Origin of the sequence: Kitasatospora sp. A2-31 (assembly GCF_022288725.1) — a bacterium.
Classification (GTDB): domain Bacteria; phylum Actinomycetota; class Actinomycetes; order Streptomycetales; family Streptomycetaceae; genus Kitasatospora.
Genome location: NZ_JAKNTA010000010.1, coordinates 1 through 15,173, shown reverse-complemented (window position 1 = coordinate 15,173; position 15,173 = coordinate 1). Strand labels below are relative to the sequence as shown.

Annotated in this window: 13 protein-coding genes and 3 pseudogenes; 7 read left to right on the top strand and 9 right to left on the bottom strand. The window is 69.9% G+C overall.

From position 1 onward, the window contains the following. On the bottom strand, positions 1 to 371 hold a 371-nt coding region (locus tag MCM47_RS25865), incomplete at its 3' end, for a transposase (RefSeq protein WP_374209207.1). 405 nt (positions 372 to 776) lie between these two features. Then, positions 777 to 1,541, bottom strand: coding sequence for a hypothetical protein (locus tag MCM47_RS25860; RefSeq protein ID WP_238864102.1), 765 nt, complete (start codon positions 1,539 to 1,541; stop codon positions 777 to 779). A gap of 90 nt (positions 1,542 to 1,631) precedes the next feature. Between MCM47_RS25860 and MCM47_RS25855 the strand changes: the two are divergent. Both MCM47_RS25855 and MCM47_RS25850 read left to right on the top strand, forming a co-directional pair. Continuing rightward, positions 1,632 to 1,881 (top strand): annotated as a pseudogene (locus tag MCM47_RS25855) (hypothetical protein); the annotation flags it as partial. A gap of 289 nt (positions 1,882 to 2,170) precedes the next feature. Next, positions 2,171 to 3,316, top strand: a complete 1,146-nt coding sequence (locus MCM47_RS25850; RefSeq protein WP_238864101.1) for an SMI1/KNR4 family protein — start codon at positions 2,171 to 2,173, stop codon at positions 3,314 to 3,316. A gap of 73 nt (positions 3,317 to 3,389) precedes the next feature. On the opposite strand, the pseudogene MCM47_RS25845 reads toward MCM47_RS25850, so the two are convergent. Further along, positions 3,390 to 3,539: pseudogene (locus MCM47_RS25845) on the bottom strand (IS5/IS1182 family transposase); the annotation flags it as partial. 236 nt (positions 3,540 to 3,775) lie between these two features. Here MCM47_RS25845 and MCM47_RS25840 point away from each other — a divergent pair. Next, positions 3,776 to 3,967: a hypothetical protein gene (locus MCM47_RS25840; protein ID WP_238864100.1), complete on the top strand. Its 192-nt coding sequence runs from the start codon at positions 3,776 to 3,778 to the stop codon at positions 3,965 to 3,967. Between the two features lie 574 nt (positions 3,968 to 4,541). After that, positions 4,542 to 4,979: an NUDIX domain-containing protein gene (locus tag MCM47_RS25835; protein ID WP_238864099.1), complete on the top strand. Its 438-nt coding sequence runs from the start codon at positions 4,542 to 4,544 to the stop codon at positions 4,977 to 4,979. Positions 4,980 to 5,072: 93 nt separating this feature from the next. On the opposite strand, the gene MCM47_RS25830 is transcribed toward MCM47_RS25835, so the two are convergent. After that, positions 5,073 to 5,459: a hypothetical protein gene (locus tag MCM47_RS25830; RefSeq protein WP_238864098.1), complete on the bottom strand. Its 387-nt coding sequence runs from the start codon at positions 5,457 to 5,459 to the stop codon at positions 5,073 to 5,075. A gap of 1,139 nt (positions 5,460 to 6,598) precedes the next feature. Here MCM47_RS25830 and MCM47_RS41875 point away from each other — a divergent pair. Further along, the gene (locus MCM47_RS41875; protein ID WP_308222457.1) at positions 6,599 to 6,967 is read left to right on the top strand and encodes an HNH endonuclease; all 369 of its coding nucleotides are present in this window, start codon (positions 6,599 to 6,601) and stop codon (positions 6,965 to 6,967) included. Between the two features lie 341 nt (positions 6,968 to 7,308). After that, complete coding sequence (locus MCM47_RS25825) at positions 7,309 to 8,136, top strand: hypothetical protein (RefSeq protein ID WP_238864097.1); 828 nt, start codon at positions 7,309 to 7,311, stop codon at positions 8,134 to 8,136. Between the two features lie 386 nt (positions 8,137 to 8,522). Here the strand turns inward: MCM47_RS25825 and MCM47_RS25815 are convergent, their stop codons facing one another. Then, positions 8,523 to 8,960, bottom strand: coding sequence for a hypothetical protein (locus MCM47_RS25815; RefSeq protein WP_238864096.1), 438 nt, complete (start codon positions 8,958 to 8,960; stop codon positions 8,523 to 8,525). A gap of 442 nt (positions 8,961 to 9,402) precedes the next feature. Between MCM47_RS25815 and MCM47_RS25810 the strand changes: the two genes are divergently transcribed. Further along, entirely contained in the window at positions 9,403 to 10,767 is a 1,365-nt protein-coding gene (locus MCM47_RS25810; protein WP_238864095.1) for an erythromycin esterase family protein, read from the top strand. 490 nt (positions 10,768 to 11,257) lie between these two features. Here MCM47_RS25810 and MCM47_RS25805 read toward each other — a convergent pair whose 3' ends face one another. From MCM47_RS25805 to MCM47_RS25790, 4 genes and pseudogenes are all read right to left on the bottom strand, one after another. Then, a complete protein-coding gene (locus MCM47_RS25805; RefSeq protein WP_238864094.1) occupies positions 11,258 to 12,691 on the bottom strand; it encodes an MFS transporter in 1,434 nt (477 codons plus the stop codon). Then, the gene (locus MCM47_RS25800; RefSeq protein ID WP_308222474.1) at positions 12,688 to 13,050 is read right to left on the bottom strand and encodes a MarR family transcriptional regulator; all 363 of its coding nucleotides are present in this window, start codon (positions 13,048 to 13,050) and stop codon (positions 12,688 to 12,690) included. Before MCM47_RS25800 ends, MCM47_RS25805 begins: the two co-directional genes overlap by 4 nt. A gap of 433 nt (positions 13,051 to 13,483) precedes the next feature. Beyond that, positions 13,484 to 14,389 (bottom strand): NADP-dependent oxidoreductase, encoded by a 906-nt coding sequence (locus tag MCM47_RS25795; RefSeq protein ID WP_238864092.1) that lies wholly within the window; start codon positions 14,387 to 14,389, stop codon positions 13,484 to 13,486. A gap of 102 nt (positions 14,390 to 14,491) precedes the next feature. Beyond that, positions 14,492 to 15,173: pseudogene (locus tag MCM47_RS25790) on the bottom strand (alkene reductase); the annotation flags it as partial.

The window sequence follows — 15,173 nt, the reverse complement described above, 5'->3', positions numbered from 1 at the left end:
CGCAGCCGGCCGTACAGTTCCTTGATCAGGTCGTTGTCGCGCCAGCGGCGGAAGAACCGGTACGCGGCCCGCCACCTGGGGAAGTCGGCCGGCAGGCTCGCCCAGCGCACGCCCTCGGCCACCAGGTAGCGCACGGCGTCGATCATTTGACGGTGGCAGTACCCTTCCGGGCGCCCGCCGCGTCCGTTCATCCAGGCCGGGACCGGCAGCAGCGGCCGGACCAGGGCCCATTCTGCGTCGGTCAGGTCGGAGGGGTAGCGGCGGGTGCGGTCCGGATGGTCGGCGGCGTTGCCGAACTGGTGGGCGAGGCAGTCGCACGGCGACACGCCGAAGGTAGACGCGGACGGGGCGGGCACGCCACAGTGGGACACCAGGGCCTCCTGATGCTCAGTTGACTAGACATCACCGAGCTGTGCAGGAGGCCCTTTCCCTATGTCTCAATCAGCGCCCGATCACCCGAACGAGGTCGACACGCGCGACAGTTCGATCAGCAGGCGTGTCATCCGCTTTGGGAATCGCTTCTAAGGGCGGCCAAAGTCGGCGCCGACCGCGCCGGAGGCGAAGCCGGCGACAGCGCGGGTTGAGTGCCCAGCCCAGCAGGATGCTTGACGCCCGCAGCGAGACCGTGGAGTTCACCGGCCGCGAGGCAGAGCTGGGCCGGCTCCGCCCGTGGCGCGACCAGCCAGTGAAGACGGCCGTGCGGTGGTTGCACGGACCCGGCGGTGCAGGCAAGTCCCGCCTTGGCTTGGCAGCGGCACCGTGCCGGGTGCCCCGGATCAGAGCTCCGGGTACTCGTCGAAGCCGTCGTGACCGGCGCCGGCCCTGGTGAGTGCGAGCCAGCCGTGACCGCGGACGGGGGTGCCGGCGTCGATCGCGGCCGGGTCCACGGACAGGTGCGCGGCGGCGGTGTTGACGGCGGTGGTCTCAGCCCGGCCGGGGTCCTCGGCATACGCCTCGTACTCGTCCGGGTCGTCCGCGAAGTCCGCCTCGGTGAGCACGGTCTCCCAGGGCAGCGGCGTTCCGGTCCATTCGGAGTCCTCGTGGCGCCAGTAGCCCCGGACCACTTCGCCGTCCTCGGCCGCCGCCCAGATCACCGCGTCGGCGAACGGGTCCTGATAGAACACCTGGGCCCGGCCGCACGCTTTGCTGAGCCGCTCGATCACCTCGTGCAAGCCCCAACGCGTCGTCCCCAGCGGCTCTTCGGCGTAGATCAGCCGCCAGCCCGCGTACTCCGGTGTGACGAACACCCGGTGCACCGCCTCCGGCACGTACTTGGTGTCCTCCCCCTGCGCACCCTGCCCGTACCGCACCGTCACCGGGATCCGGTCGTGCAGGCCCAACGCCTCGAACGCGGCCTCGTACGTCTCGCCCGGCACCGCCAGCCACCAGTGGTCGGGCTGCTCCTCAGGCCGTTCGGCGGCGAAGGCCTCGCGCGCGATCCGCTCCCACCCGGCCCGGTCGTGGCCGGCGGATTCAGCGGTGGCCAGCAACACGTCGACCAGACGGGCGAGATCGGTGTCGGTAGGGATCGCGGTGTTCATTCTGGCGAGTCTAAGCCGAACCAATGACGCCGCGTCACGGAGGGTTCGGGCTGTGCATCGGAGTCCCACCTGCGCGCTGGTCACCCGCGAGGTCTCACCACCCTGCTCGGACCCGCCTCCGAGCCCGTCCGCACCCTCGCCGCCGGCCGCCCGGACCGCGCTGCCGAGCTGCTCGCCCCGTGGCGGGACCTGGTTCGGCCCCCACCTGCGCCAGGAAGCCGTCCCCCTGCCCCGCACCGGCACCGGCACCGGCACCGGCTCGCTGTGCCTGGCCGCCCGCACCGTGGGCCTGGCCGCGGACCTCGACCTGCTCGCCGTCCTCACCCACGCCACCCGCTACGATTCTCAGCGTGTCGCAGCGGAGGAACAGCGGCGGCTGGCGGTGGGCCGAGCACTCACGGCCCAGGCGGAGAACATCCGTGATACTGAGCTTCTTCGAGTTGGCCGCCGATCGGGTGATTGCGACTGAGCGCTTCCGTGCCGAGTGGGCGGCTGCAGCGTCAGGTGCAGCAGCTTGGTGAGCCGGGACAAGGAGTCCCTCGAAGCTTGCCGGCCTGAACGCCAACCTGGCGGCGAGGCCAGTGAGCGACGATCAAGCTGTTGTCAGCCGCTGGTTCTAAGGTCGGGCTATGGCATCAGACCTGGTCCAGGACTCATGGACTCGCATCGACGCGTGGCTTCGCGAGCACGCGCCCCGCACGTTTGCCACGCTTCGGCCGCCTGCAGGTGGCGAGGAGATCGCGGCAGCGCAACAGGAACTGAGGGTCACCTTTCCTCCGGACCTGGTCGCTTCGCTCCTTCGGCACAACGGGGCGCTGGAGGGACCTGAGGCTTTCCGCTTCAGCACGGGCGACCGGCTGCTCGGAGTGAGCGGGATCATCGGGTACACCGGGTTCATGCGTGGCATCGACCAGGGCCTCGACGGGGAGACCGAGGACTACTGGCTTCACGATTACGTGAAGTTCGGTTCTTACGACGTGACGTCGGACGGTCTTCTGATGGATTGCCGTACCGGGCGGAACTCCTTCGGCGCGATCGGGCGGTTCTTCGACGAGACCGGCACCAGTTTCGGGGAGGCCGACTCGCTGGGTGAGTATCTGGCCGAATTGGCCAGCATGCTTGAGCGCGGCCAGGACGCTGGTGTCGTCACCTTCAATGGCCGGCTGTTCTGGGAGGGGCGTCCGCCTGCCAGGCCGCAGTACAGTGCCGACGAGCCCCTTCCCGGGCCGGATGAGCAGCTGCCAGAGCTGGACCTGTCCTACAGTCCCACCGACCTCCTCCATGTGAGCCACCTGGACAGGCATGAGGAACTCGGTGCGCTGATCGCAGTCCTGCCGTATGAGCAGGTGGTCGACGCCGCGCGGAAGCAGCTGCGCAGACTGGCGGTCGAAACGGGCCTGAACAACTACCCGGAGGTCAGGACAGCCCTGGACGCGTGGGAGTGCGGTGTGGCCCCGCCGCAGCCGGACCAGACCGGCCCGCTCGCCTTGCGCCTCCGCGCGGTGCTCGCACAGGCCGACACCGGCCGAGACCACACCCGCAGGTGGGCCGCGGAGAAGATAGCCCTTGGGATCTGGGGATCCCCATACAGGTCCGTGTGCGAGACCGCGGAAACCCGAAGTCACTTCACTCTCGGCTGGCGTGCGGATCTGCATGCGGACCTGGGCAATCAACCCCTGCCACCGATACCTGACGACCGATTCTGGGGGGCGCTGCGCAACCCCGCCATCGATTCCAGTTGGTACGCGGCCCAGTACAGCCAAGATCAGGACTGACCTCAGAGGTCTCGGTTCCGGGTGAGCGCTTCATGTGGCGGCTATCGCCAGACGAAGCGCTCACTAAGGATCTTCAGCGCTGCCGCTCCAGCGTGAGGATGGCCTTGGCGATTGACGTCATGCGGTTGGGGCTACACCGGGAGCTACGGAAGATCCGCCAGGACTTCAGGCTCGCGACACCGCGTTCAACGGGCGCTCGTGCTGCGGCCAGCGTCCGGTTGAGGTCTTCTCGGTGGGGCAACGTGATCGAGACGTCAGACATCTCGATCAACAGCTCGAGGGCCTCGTTCGTTGCGCTTCACGACCATCACCCGATCGGTGGCCAACTCGAAGAAGCTCACTGATCGCTCTGGAATGCCTCGCCCTCGGCAGTGAAGTCGTCGAGGAGCTGGAACAGGACCTTGATCGCGTGCTTCTCGTCCTCGGGCGCCGATCCCGGTGGGCGATCTTCGATTCGGCATGGTCAAGTTCCTCACGCGCATAATGCTCGCGGAGTTCGACGAATGCCCGCCCGGCGACGCGTCAGTCTGGGGACGTCCTGGAGCATTCGTGAGCTGGCGCGAGCAGCGCCGTCGACTCGTCGCCGGGCTGGACCCCTTGACCGGGGAGCCGGACCCCTATGCCGAGATGTTCCCGATCTTCGATGAGTGACTTCATGCTGTCTGGTCATCACAGATCAGCGGCAGCCGGGCGACTCGGCTGGGATTTTTCGAGGTGCGAGAGGCTGAGGAGCCGATAGACCGTCGACTGGGAGACCTTGAACGTTGGTGAAGGAGCTGTGCTACCTCGTGCCACAGGCCGAGAGCTGGTGCATGGTGCGCTTGGTGACCGCTTCGGGGCGAAGCTGTCCGCACTGCGCCCCAGCTGGACGGCCGGGGCACGGCGTTCTCCGGCACGCCCTGGACGTCGCCGCCGCATTCGGCCTTCTCGCCCGGGCTATGCTGTTTCCGGCAGTGCGCCTGCCAGGGTCCGATCCGATGCACCCACGCGGCATTGCGAACCTGACGACCAAGGGTCTACGACTCGCGCGACTGCAGGACTGTGTCCACGGCGAACACCCGCCCGGACGCGGGGGATCCGGCTCGGAAGAGACCGTGATGACTGCTGACCGGCACGCAAGCTTCCTCGCTGGCCCCCAGCGCATTGTTCTCACTGCGCAGTCGTTGACCATCGACGGCGGCTGGATGCCCCACTGAACCACCACAACCACCAGGGAAGAAGCCCCATGAAGGAACGCGTCCGCGCCGTCCTCCTCACCACCGCCGGCACGATGCTCGTCATCAACCGCATCCGCCCCGGCATCCCCGCCTATCAGGTTCTCGTCGGCGGCGGCGTCGAGCCCGAGGACACCGGGCTGGAAGCCGCCCTGCTGCGGGAGATCCACGAGGAGATCGCTGGCACGGCCACCGATCTGCTCCCCTTCCACGAGTTCAAGAACGACAAGGGCGAGACCGAGCACTTCTACACCGCTCGGATCGTCAAGTGGGACTTCGCCGATCGCACCGGGCCCGAGTTCCAGCGTGACGACCGCGGCGAGTACCTGCTCGAGGAGGTCCCGCTCACCGCCGAGGCCCTTGAGGCCCTGAACCTGATGCCGCCCCAGGTCAAGAACGCCTTGCTCGACGCGATCCGTGCAGGCAGCCTCGCCGCCCCCGGGGCGTAGGGCGGTATGGCCTACTCGCCGTGATGTCGGCACCGGTCCGCCTCTTCGGTTCGGTGCCAGACACCAGTCACCGGAACGCGGTTGGTGCCGGTACTACTGGCTGGCGTTCAGCCGGTGAAGGCCGTCCGGACGAAAGAGCACCGGGCGGTGGGCGAGCTCGGAGACCGGCGCGTCGACGACCTGACCGCCGCCCTCGCCGGCGCCGACCCGACGGTGCTGGCCACCGAGTTGCCCGAGTACCGCCACGCCAACCCGCAGGACCTTGTCGGCCACCCAGCCACGCCGCTGCTCGTCGACTGCCGCACCACTCTCGACCCGGACCCGTGGCGCGCAGCGGGCTGGACAGCCCACCAGCTCGGGCCGCCCCGGCAAGTAGCCAGCCGTCGCAGTACGACGGCAGGGCCCGGAAGCCACCCACAGCGGCTTCTTCAACGACAGCACCACATGCCGCGGTCGGCCCGCGCCTTCCGCCTGCTCCACGCCCGACGCCACCGCTCCCCACCACTCGGCGCCCTCGTGGTTCGATCAGCAGCGCGGTTCGACGATGGACACTTCACGCCTGTGTGGGGGCCGGATCGCCCGAAGAGCCAATGTGTAGCGGCACCTGGCCGGGCTGCCGCTGGAGACGGTCGGTGCCGCCGCGCCGCCGCGCCGCCGCGCGTCAGCCGAGGTTGCATGCCCCGGCGCTTGGCCAGAAGAAGCGGTCCGGCGAGCAGTTCATCGGCGGTGGCACCGGTTGTGTGACTGTGCATCGGTTGCGGATGAGCGGTTGGTCGTGATCATCGGTGTGGCGAGGCGCGGGGCGGTCGGGGCAGTCGGGGAGGCCGACTGCCCCGCCCTGGGATCTGAACCGCGCCGAGGTCAGCCGACCGGGTGGCGATGATGTTCTGGGTGCCGTGGCTGGTCACGCCAGAGAAGTCGGGCACAGCGGAAGCGGCCGGCCGCTGTGAACCGGGAGTCAGCGCGGGGGTGTGCGACCTCCGGGCCCGCCGGTCGCCCGACGGTCTGCGTCGCGCGCGTCAGGGCCGTTGTGCGAGTCGGACCGTGGACCAGGGGCGTCTCCTGGGCGGTAGGCGAGCGTTCTCTTCCGGGCCTGGCGGCGGCTGCCCCAGATGAACGCCCCGATGAGGAGGGTTACGACCAGCACGGCCGGAATCACGAGGGTGGCACCCGGCAGGGACGCTGCGATCTGGACCACTGGGTCGGTCATGCGCGCTTTCCTTCCGATCGACGACGGGCGGGGTGGAGGGGACCGGCGCGAAGCCGCGACCGTCCTCGCCGCTCTCCCGGCATGCGTCTATCCGCTCCGGCCGGACCCAACCGTCCGAAGGATCACCGTCGGCGCCGTGCCCCGGTCGCGTGGCCGGGCACCGCTGTGCGATGCGGTGTGCCCGGGCTCAACCCCGGCCTGCTCGCTTGCGCGCTCTCCGGCTGAGCCGGTTCCTGGCTGGCCCCTCCCCGCTCGCACGTGGATCGAGACGGGATCTGGCGACGCATCTGCCGGGACGGAGCGGTCCGGGCGTGCCGTCGGCGTCCTTGGGCAGGCCCTTCGGGTGAAGGCGCGTACTGGACGGCTATGACCGTGCAGGGGCGGCACGGACATTGGCGCGGGTGAAGGGGTGCCGGGAGAACCGCATTGCTCGCCTCGTCCCCGGCCGTGTACAAGGAGCCCGGGCTCTGGCCGGGGGAGGGGTGGGAGGAGGGAGTCGTGCCCGCTGGGCAGGGGAGGCCACGACTACACCGGCAACGTCCTGTGCCTATGCCCGAACTGCCACACGCAGTTTGACCAAGGCGGCCTCTACCTGACCGACGACCTGCACATCGTGGAGACCGTCACCGGGACAGTGCGCGGCCGTCTCGCGACCGACCCGCGCCACGACGTTGACCTGGAATGCATCCGCTGGCACCGTACACGCTGGGCACGGCACATCCTGCCCTCGCCACCTGGCCAGGCCCACCGCACAAGCGACAGAACTCAAGGTCGGTGATCTCGGCGCGCCTGTGCCCGGCTCTTGTCACCGGGCAGGAAGTAGACCGGCAAGCGCCGAGAAGCCTCACACCCGCCACAGGCGCGGCGTTCGCAGGCCCCTCCCGGTGGCGGACGCGGGCCGGGTGACCGCCTGTCAAGGGGGGCGGAGCCGACCACGGGCGAGGCTGCGGCCCAGCAGCAGTCGGTCGGACGGCAGATCGCCCCGGTGTCGGAGTGGGCATTCCGCCTATTCCGCTGCCATTCGGGTATCCGGGTCGTAGATTTGATATCAGAACCGCGATTGACGAGGTAACGGGAGCCCTGGTGGCAGGTACAGAGACGTTCGGTACGGACAGCGGCGTGGGATCGACGATCGCCCTGCTGGAAGCGACACTGCCAGGGGTGCGGGAGCGGCGCCGGCAGCTGGAGGACGAGCTCGCGGCCGTCGTGGCGCAGGAGAACGCCATGGTCAGCGTGCTGCAGGGCCTGGAGGCTCTCGCGGGTACCTCGCTGGCCGGCCGGAGCGCGATGGCGGCGACCGCGGGCAGGGCGTCGGCAGAGGCGGTGGAGACGGCAGCCGGGCCGGACGAGGCGGATGCCGCACTGGCGCCCGCAGAGCCGGGTGGTATCGCGGATGTGTCCGCCACCGAGAAGCCCGAACCGCAGCCCACCCCGGCGAAGACCGCCCGTAGGCGCAGCGACGCGTCCCCGGCCCAACAGACTGCTGCAAAGAAGACGCCTGCCAGGAAGACCCCTTCGAAGAAGAAGGCTACGGCAAGCGCCCCGCTCACCGGCGCCCCCAAGCAGGACGCCGCAACAGCACCCGCCCCCACCAAGAAGACAGCCGCCCGGGGCGCCACCAAGAAGACCGCAGTGAAGAAGACCGCAGCGAAGAAGGCGGCCGTCAAGACGACCGTCACAGCGGAGCCGACGCCTTCTACCCAGGAGCAGACGGCTTCCACACCGGCCGTGGCGTCCGGCCGGAGGCGGCGCACCGATGCCAAGAGCGTCCTGGCCGTTCTCGCCGACGCCCACGACTCGCTGCGGGCCCGCCAGGTGGCCGACCTGCTCGGCCTGGACGGTTCGGACTCCGACGTGAACGCGGTGCGCACCACGCTGGAGCGCCTCGCCAAGAACGGCACCGCTCAGCGGACCGGCCGGGGCCTGTACGCGGCTGTCTCCGGCTGACACCCAGGAAGCGGCACGGCCTGTTGCGCCGTCTGTGCCCGCCGGTTGCCGCCGTACAGGTGAGCCGACGGGCGCCGCCGCCTTGCGGCCAGGGCCTGTGACCTGGCCAGATGCTACCGCGACCTGCTGGTCAACCGGCGCGGCAACGTGCTGCCGGACTGGATCCGCCAGGCCGAGCAGGACGCCCCCGCACCGGTCCGCTCGTTCGCCGGCTTCCTCCGCCAGGACCTCGACGCCGCACCGCCGGCCTCACCCTCGAATGGAGCTCCGGGGAGGTCGAAGGCAACGTAGATCGGGTCAAAACGCTCAAGCGCGCCATGTACGGCCGGGCGTCGTTCCGACTTCTGCGAACTCGGATACTCACGCGGCCGTGATCGACCCGGCTGTCAGTGTGAGCGACGGCGCTTGGACTTCGCACTCGCACGCTCGCGAAGGAGGGCTTGGTAGAGGGCCGATCTGTTGTCGTCGAGGTCGATGAGCTCACACAGGTCAGCCGCCGTATCGGCGTCGTCCGCGCTGCCCGTGAGCCCGAGCTGCAGGATCAGCCACAAGCCCTCCCTGGCTTTGGCTCGGCACTCGTCACCGAGACCGACTCGTCCCAGAGCCTGCTCGGTGTTGTGGGCGTCACCGGCGGCCAAACGCCACAGTGTGATCAGGAGGTGGTCTCGGGCCAGAGCCGACAGCTCGCCGGCCAGCGCCGCCAGGATCACGCTGACCGCCGGCACGGCAACCTCGAAGAGGTTCTCGTTGAGCTCGAGGTGATTGTCGAGGGTGTATCCGATCATGTCCTGAGGCGTCTCTGCTTCGATGATCGCCTCGAACATCAAGGGCACATGCTCTGCGGAGTCACCGCATCCGCACCGCAGCGCGCCCCAGTCTTGCCGTTCCAGCTCAACACGCACCAACTCGCTAACACCCAACGCAGCCCCCTCCATCGGCCTGGTCGTCAACCTCGCCCACGAGGTGGCCAGGCAGCAGTGATCAAGGATCCCTTATCAGCCAGGACCCTCGCCACCAGCTACTTCACGGAACTCCGGGCAGAGCCAAGTTCGCGGGTTCTCATCAGAGGTGCTGCAGCCGGCTGGCCGGGGTGAGTTCCAGGAACTCACCCCGGCGCGGAGCGTGGGCCGGGCGAAGCGGATCTCGGTGCCGCGTTGCGACCGGGAGCAGGGTCCCCCTCCCATCGGCGGGTGAGGTAATCCCCCGGGCCGATCGGGGGGTGCAGCGGATGGTGCGGGGCGCCCCTGAGCGGCGAGGGTTGGCATCATGATCACGCACAAGGCCCTGCTTGCCGCCCTGCTCGTCCCGCTCGGTGCCACCCTGGCCGTCGCCCCGGCCGCTTCCGCCGCCACCCCGCCCGCGGCATCGGTCTCCGCCGATGCCGCCGCGTTCCGTTCCCCCGAGGCCGCCCTGGACCGGGTGGCGCACCCGCTGCGCACCACCGAACCCCGTGGCAGCCTCGCCGACCTGCGCGCGTTCGGCGCAATGGTCGGCGACGCCACCGTGGTCGGCGTGGGCGAGGCCACCCACAGCTCGCACGAATTCGTCACCCTCAAGCACCGGGTCTTCCGCTACCTGGTCGAGGAGAAGGGCTTCCGCACCTTCGCCTTCGAAGCCGCCTGGAGCAGCGGACTGCGGATCGACGCCTACCTCACACGCGGTGAGGGCGACCTGAAGCAGATCATGGACGAGGAGTTCCAGGGCACCTACCGCTGGTGGAACAACGCCGAGAGCCGGGACCTGCTCCAGTGGATGCGCGCCTACAACATCCAGCACCCCGACGACCCGGTGCACTTCGTCGGCGACGACAACGGCTTCGCCGGCCCCGGGCTGTACGACAAGGTGAACGCCTTCGCGGCCGCGTCCAGCCCCGAACTCGGCGCGCAGATCGCCGAGCTGTACCGAGGACTGCGGCCCACCACCAGCGCCGAGACCTACGTCAACGACTACTTCGCGAAGCCGCTTGCCGACCGCAAGGAGCTCGCCGAACGGACCGGCCGGGCGGTGGACCTGCTCAAGCAGCACCCCGGCGCCGACGCCGACGCCCATGCCTGGGCCCTCCAGCACGCCACCGCGATCCACCAGATGACCACTCTCTACGCCTTCGACTGGGACGACCCCCGGAACATCCCCGCCGCCATGCTCTATCGCGACCGCGTCATGGCGGACAACACCGCATGGTGGCAACTGCACACCGGCAACAAGATCATGATCTCCGCCCACAACACCCACATCGCCCTCAAGACCTACGCCCCCGCCAGCCACCCCCGTGTCCAGGGCGAATTCCTGCGCGAGCGGCTGGGCGCCGGCTACCTGAGCGTCGGCCTCTCCTTCGACCACGGCACGTTCAACGCCTTCAACCAGGACGGCGCCCCGCAGCTCTTCACCATCGGCCCCGCCGCCTCCGGCACCGCCGAACACACCCTCGACAAGGTCCGCTACCGCGACTACGTCGTCGACCTGCGCAACACCCCCACTGCGGCCCGCACCTGGCTGGCCGAACCCCACACGATCAAGAACATCGGCGCCGCCTACCCCGGCATTGCCGACGCCCCTCAGATCCGCCTCGCCCAGACCCACGACATCCTCATCCACCTCCAGCAGGTCCAGGCCGCCCACATGCTCAACTAGAGACGTCTTCAAAGATCAGATCCAGAGCAGGATCGAGGCGAGGGTGACGGCGGCCTGGTAGGGCTCGCGGGTCCTGTCGTAGCGGTGGCGAGGTCGCGCCATTGGTTGAACCGGTTCTGAAGCAGCGTTCGACGACGTTGCGGAGCCGGTAGGTGTGTCGGTCGAAGACCGGTGGCCGGCCTCCGCGTGAGCCGCGGTCGAGGCGACCGAGGGTCGGTCGACGCGTCCGGGGATGGTGTGCCGGATTCCGCGTCGGCGCAGGTAGGCGCGGATCTTTCGCCAACCCCCCGCCCCACCAGGACGGTCCGCTACGCCCACTCGACGCCGTGTTCGGCGAGTTGCGCGAGCCGGCCCGGGGTGAGCTTGGCTCGGCGGGCTCTCTGGTTGTTGAGCCAGGGGTCAAGGGTTCTCAGGGTCTGAAATGGTGCGGCAGACCCTGACCCAGTAGCCGTTGGGCATGGAGCCTCCCGTGTGGGGGAGTGCATCTGACTTACGGGTTGGTCTCGGACGAGCGTCGGCGGGCGAGAGCGAGGCTTGTCAGCGTCGTGATCGCCATGGCGCCGATGCCGACCAGCGCCGCGGTGGTGTAGGCGCTGTCGTCGGGGAAGAGGCGGCCGGGGCCGGTGCCCGCGGTGAGGATCAGGCCGCCGATAGCGCTGCCCAGGGAATACCCGACGCTGCGGACGACGTAGTTGAAGCTCATGGCGCTCGACGTCTCGCTCTTGGGGGTGACGGCCAGGATGACGCCGGGCATCGCGGCCGAGAAGCCGCCGACGCCGAAGCCGAGCACGCCCATCGCCGCGAACAGATCGGCCAGGTCCGACCGGGCCGCCGCGAACAGGGCGAACCCGCCGCCGACCACGACGGCGCTGCCGGCCAGGAGCAGGGGGTCGGCGATCCGCGTCCGGACCCGCGGCGTGAGCTTGCCGGCGACGAACCCCAGCACCGAGAACGGGATGAGGACCAGGCCGGCGACGAAGGTCGTCAGCCCGAAGCCGTAGCCGGCGCCGTGCGGCGTCTGCGCGTACCGGGTGATGAGCGTGAGCAGGAGGTACATGCCGATCCCGCCGACGAACATGGCGAGGTTCGCCCCGGCGACCGCCGGGTGCCGCACCGCCCGCACATCGACCAGGGGCGTCGTGCTGCGCAGCTCAATGACGGCCCAGACGCACAGCAGTACCACCGCGACGACGGCGAGGCCCGAGGCCACGGCGAGGTGCCGGCTCCACAGATTCCGTTCGCCGGCGAGGAACAGCACCAGGAGCAGCGCAGCGGCCAGGACGACCGCACCTGCCACGTCCACCTGGGCCAAGCGGCCTTGGGGGGCTTCGGGCATGGAGCGCCACGCGCCAAGGAGGGCGGCGGCGGTGACGACCAGGCCGAGGCCGTAGGCTGCCCGTACCCCGCCGAGCTCGGCGAGCAGTGCGGCCAGCGGGTAGCCGACGCCGGCGCCGATGATCGAGACCACCGAGATCAGGGCGATCACGGCCGGGCTGCGCTCCTCGGGGAGGTGGTCCCGGGCCACGCCCATCATCAGCGCCGTCAGCCCGAGCCCGACGCCCTGGGCCGCCCTGCCGGCCAGCAGCCAAGCGAACGGCAGGGGCAGCACGGTGAGCGCGCTGCCGGCGACGACGACCGCCAGCGTGGCGAGGATCGTGGCCCGCCGGTGCGGGCCGGCTCCGAGCCGGCCCAGGACCGGCGTGGCGACGGCGCCGCTGAGCAGCGCGACGGTCAGCGTCCACTGGGCACTGACGAGCGGGACGTGGAACGAGGTCGCCACGCTGGTGATGAGTGGCGTCCCGAGGCTGGCGACCGCCGCCACGACCAGAGTGATGAACATCAGGGCGGGGACCAGCAGCCGCGCCTCGGAACGCGCCACCGGGAACGCCTTCGCCGCGACCCCGCCGGCCGGGTGCCCGGTCACTGCTTCCTCCCTTGCCGGTCCTGGCTTTCGAGCTCTGCCAGATGCTTCAGCGCCGGAAGCGCCGCCACCAGCGCCTCGATCTCGTCGTCGGTGAGCTCGCCGATCAATCGTTCGAACGCGTGGACGCCCGCTTGGCGCCGCGTCCGGACATAGGAGGCGCCGGCCTCGGTCAGGCACACCAGCGTGACCCGCTTGTCGGACGCGTCGCCGCGCCGCTCGACCAGGCCGGACTCCTCCATCACCCGTACCAGGGCGGTCATCGCGGGCTGGGTGACGCCCTCGACCGCGGCCAGATCGGTGATGCGCCGCGGGCCGGTCCGGTCCAGGGTGGCCAGGGTGGCGGCGGACGTCAGGCTCATGTCCCGGGGCAGGCGTCTCGCGGCCCTGGTGGCCAGCCCGTAGAGGGCTGCCCCGATGGCGGCGGACGCGCTAGGAGCGGTGTCTTGACGACTCATGCTCGAAGCATAGCGCTTTTATATTCATAATTTATGGAAGTCTCGCCGGGTGCGGAGGTGTGTTCGCACCATGGACGACCTCGCCGGCATTGCTCTACTCGGCGACTTGCTCGCACTTCCCGATCGGCGGCCGAGTCGTCGTGGGGTGCTGGGTGGCGAAGCCGCGGAAGCCACGCGACGGCAGCCGACTGATAGCCGCACCCGGCACCCCTGGGCCACCCAACCTTCCGAATGGCCCGATCAGCCCTGCTCAGAAGGTAGAGCCGACTGAGGTGCTCGTGCAGGCTGCGGCCCCGGGGCCGCCTCGTCCGACGACGCGAGGCGGCAGCTTCGGGGGTCAGGGCAGGAGGACGGCCTTGCCCTGATTGCGGTGGGCTTCGAGGTCGGCGTGGGCTTGGGCGGCTTCGGCCAGGGGGTAGGTACGCCAGATCGGCAGGGTGATCTTGCCGGCGGCGGCCAGCTGCACCAGTTCCGGCAGGGCGCCCTCGCCCTGGTCGGCGGTGCCGGCGCTGAAGCGGACGCCGTGCTGCTGGGCCGACATGTCGGCGATGGTGATGACCTTGGCCGGGTCGCCGGTCAGGGTGACGGAGTCGGCCAGCACGCCGGCGCCGGAGGCGTCGAACACGACGTCCACCCCGTCCGGGGCGGTGGCCTCGACCCGCTCCACCCAGCCGTCGCCGTAGCGGACGGCGGTGGCACCGAGCGCGGTGACGCGTTCCAGGTCGCGCTCGGCGGCGGTGCCGATGACGGTGATTCCGCGCGCGGCGGCCAGCTGCGCCGCGATGACGCCGACACTGCCAGCAGCGCCGTGGACGAGCAGGGTCTGCCCCGGCTGGACACCCAGCTGGCCGAGGACACGGTGCGCGGTCTGGCTGACCGTGACCAGCGAGGCGGCGACCTCCCACGGCAGTGCCTCGGGCTTGGCCACCGGACGCTCCAGCAGCGCGTACTCGCCGTAACTGCCGCCGACCGTGGCGCCGAGGACCTCGTCCCCCACCGCGGCGCCGGCTCCCTCGCCGATGGCGTCGATGACACCGGCCGCGTCCAGGCCCGGAATCACCGGGAACTGGGCCGGGGCGACCTTGGCCATCAGGCCGGAGCGGATCTTCAGGTCGAGCGGGTTCACCGAGGCGGCCTTGACCCGGATCCGGACCTGGCCGGGTCCCGGCTCAGGCGGGGCGACCTCGGTCAGCTGGAGTACCTCGGGTGCGCCGTACTCGGAGAAGGTGATCGCAGTGGACATCGGAAACTCCCAGGAGAAGACGGTGAGGGGGAGGGAAGGGAGGGAAGGTCGCACGTACTGGCTCACTGTGCGGCCGTGAAAGCGGCCACACAGGTCCGCCGGTCAGTCGCTGAGGGCGGGGTAGTCGGTGTAGCCACGGTGGTCGCCGCCGTAGAAGGTGGCCGTGTCCGGAGTGTTGAACGGGCCGCTGGCGGCCAGGCGGGCCGGCAGGTCGGGGTTGGCGAGGAACAGGGCGCCGTAGGCGACCATGTCCGTCGTCCCGTCCTCGACCAGCTTCAGCGCCTCGGGGCCGGTGACCTCGGGGTACGTGAAGGGGTTGAGGACAAACGTGCCGGGCCAGGCCTTGCGCAGCCGGGCGGTCAGGTCGCGGTCCGGGCCCTCCAGCAGGTGTAGGTAGGCCAGGTCCAGGCTGGCGATCCGCTCGAGCAGCGCCTCGTAGACCTCGCCTGGCTGGTCCTCGGCGATGTCGTTGTAAGGGTTCCCGGGCGAGATCCGCAGACCGACCCGGTCACTACCGATCGCTTCCGTTATGGCCGTGACGACCTCGACGGCGAAGCGGATCCGGCCCTCGACCCCGCCGCCCCAGCCGTCCGTGCGCAGGTTGGTGTTCGGGGCGAGGAACTGGTGGACCAGGTAGCCGTTGGCGCCGTGGATCTCCACGCCGTCGAACCCGGCCTCGATGGCGTGGAGGGCCGCGGTGGCGAAGTCGGCGATCGTCTGCCGGATCTCCGCCTCATTCAGTTCCTTCGGCGTCACGTACTCCTTCGGGCCCTCGTGGGTGAAG

What these genes read in the sequence shown, in the direction of transcription:
- MCM47_RS25860 (WP_238864102.1), bottom strand. Translation starts at nt 1,541, where the DNA reads ATGAACACCGCGATCCCTACCGACACCGATCTCGCCCGTCTGGTCGAC.
- MCM47_RS25850 (WP_238864101.1), top strand. Translation starts at nt 2,171, where the DNA reads ATGGCATCAGACCTGGTCCAGGACTCATGGACTCGCATCGACGCGTGG.
- MCM47_RS25840 (WP_238864100.1), top strand. Translation starts at nt 3,776, where the DNA reads ATGGTCAAGTTCCTCACGCGCATAATGCTCGCGGAGTTCGACGAATGC.
- MCM47_RS25835 (WP_238864099.1), top strand. Translation starts at nt 4,542, where the DNA reads ATGAAGGAACGCGTCCGCGCCGTCCTCCTCACCACCGCCGGCACGATG.
- MCM47_RS25815 (WP_238864096.1), bottom strand. Translation starts at nt 8,960, where the DNA reads ATGTTCGAGGCGATCATCGAAGCAGAGACGCCTCAGGACATGATCGGA.
- MCM47_RS25810 (WP_238864095.1), top strand. Translation starts at nt 9,403, where the DNA reads ATGATCACGCACAAGGCCCTGCTTGCCGCCCTGCTCGTCCCGCTCGGT.
- MCM47_RS25800 (WP_308222474.1), bottom strand. Translation starts at nt 13,050, where the DNA reads ATGAGCCTGACGTCCGCCGCCACCCTGGCCACCCTGGACCGGACCGGC.
- MCM47_RS25795 (WP_238864092.1), bottom strand. Translation starts at nt 14,389, where the DNA reads ATGTCCACTGCGATCACCTTCTCCGAGTACGGCGCACCCGAGGTACTC.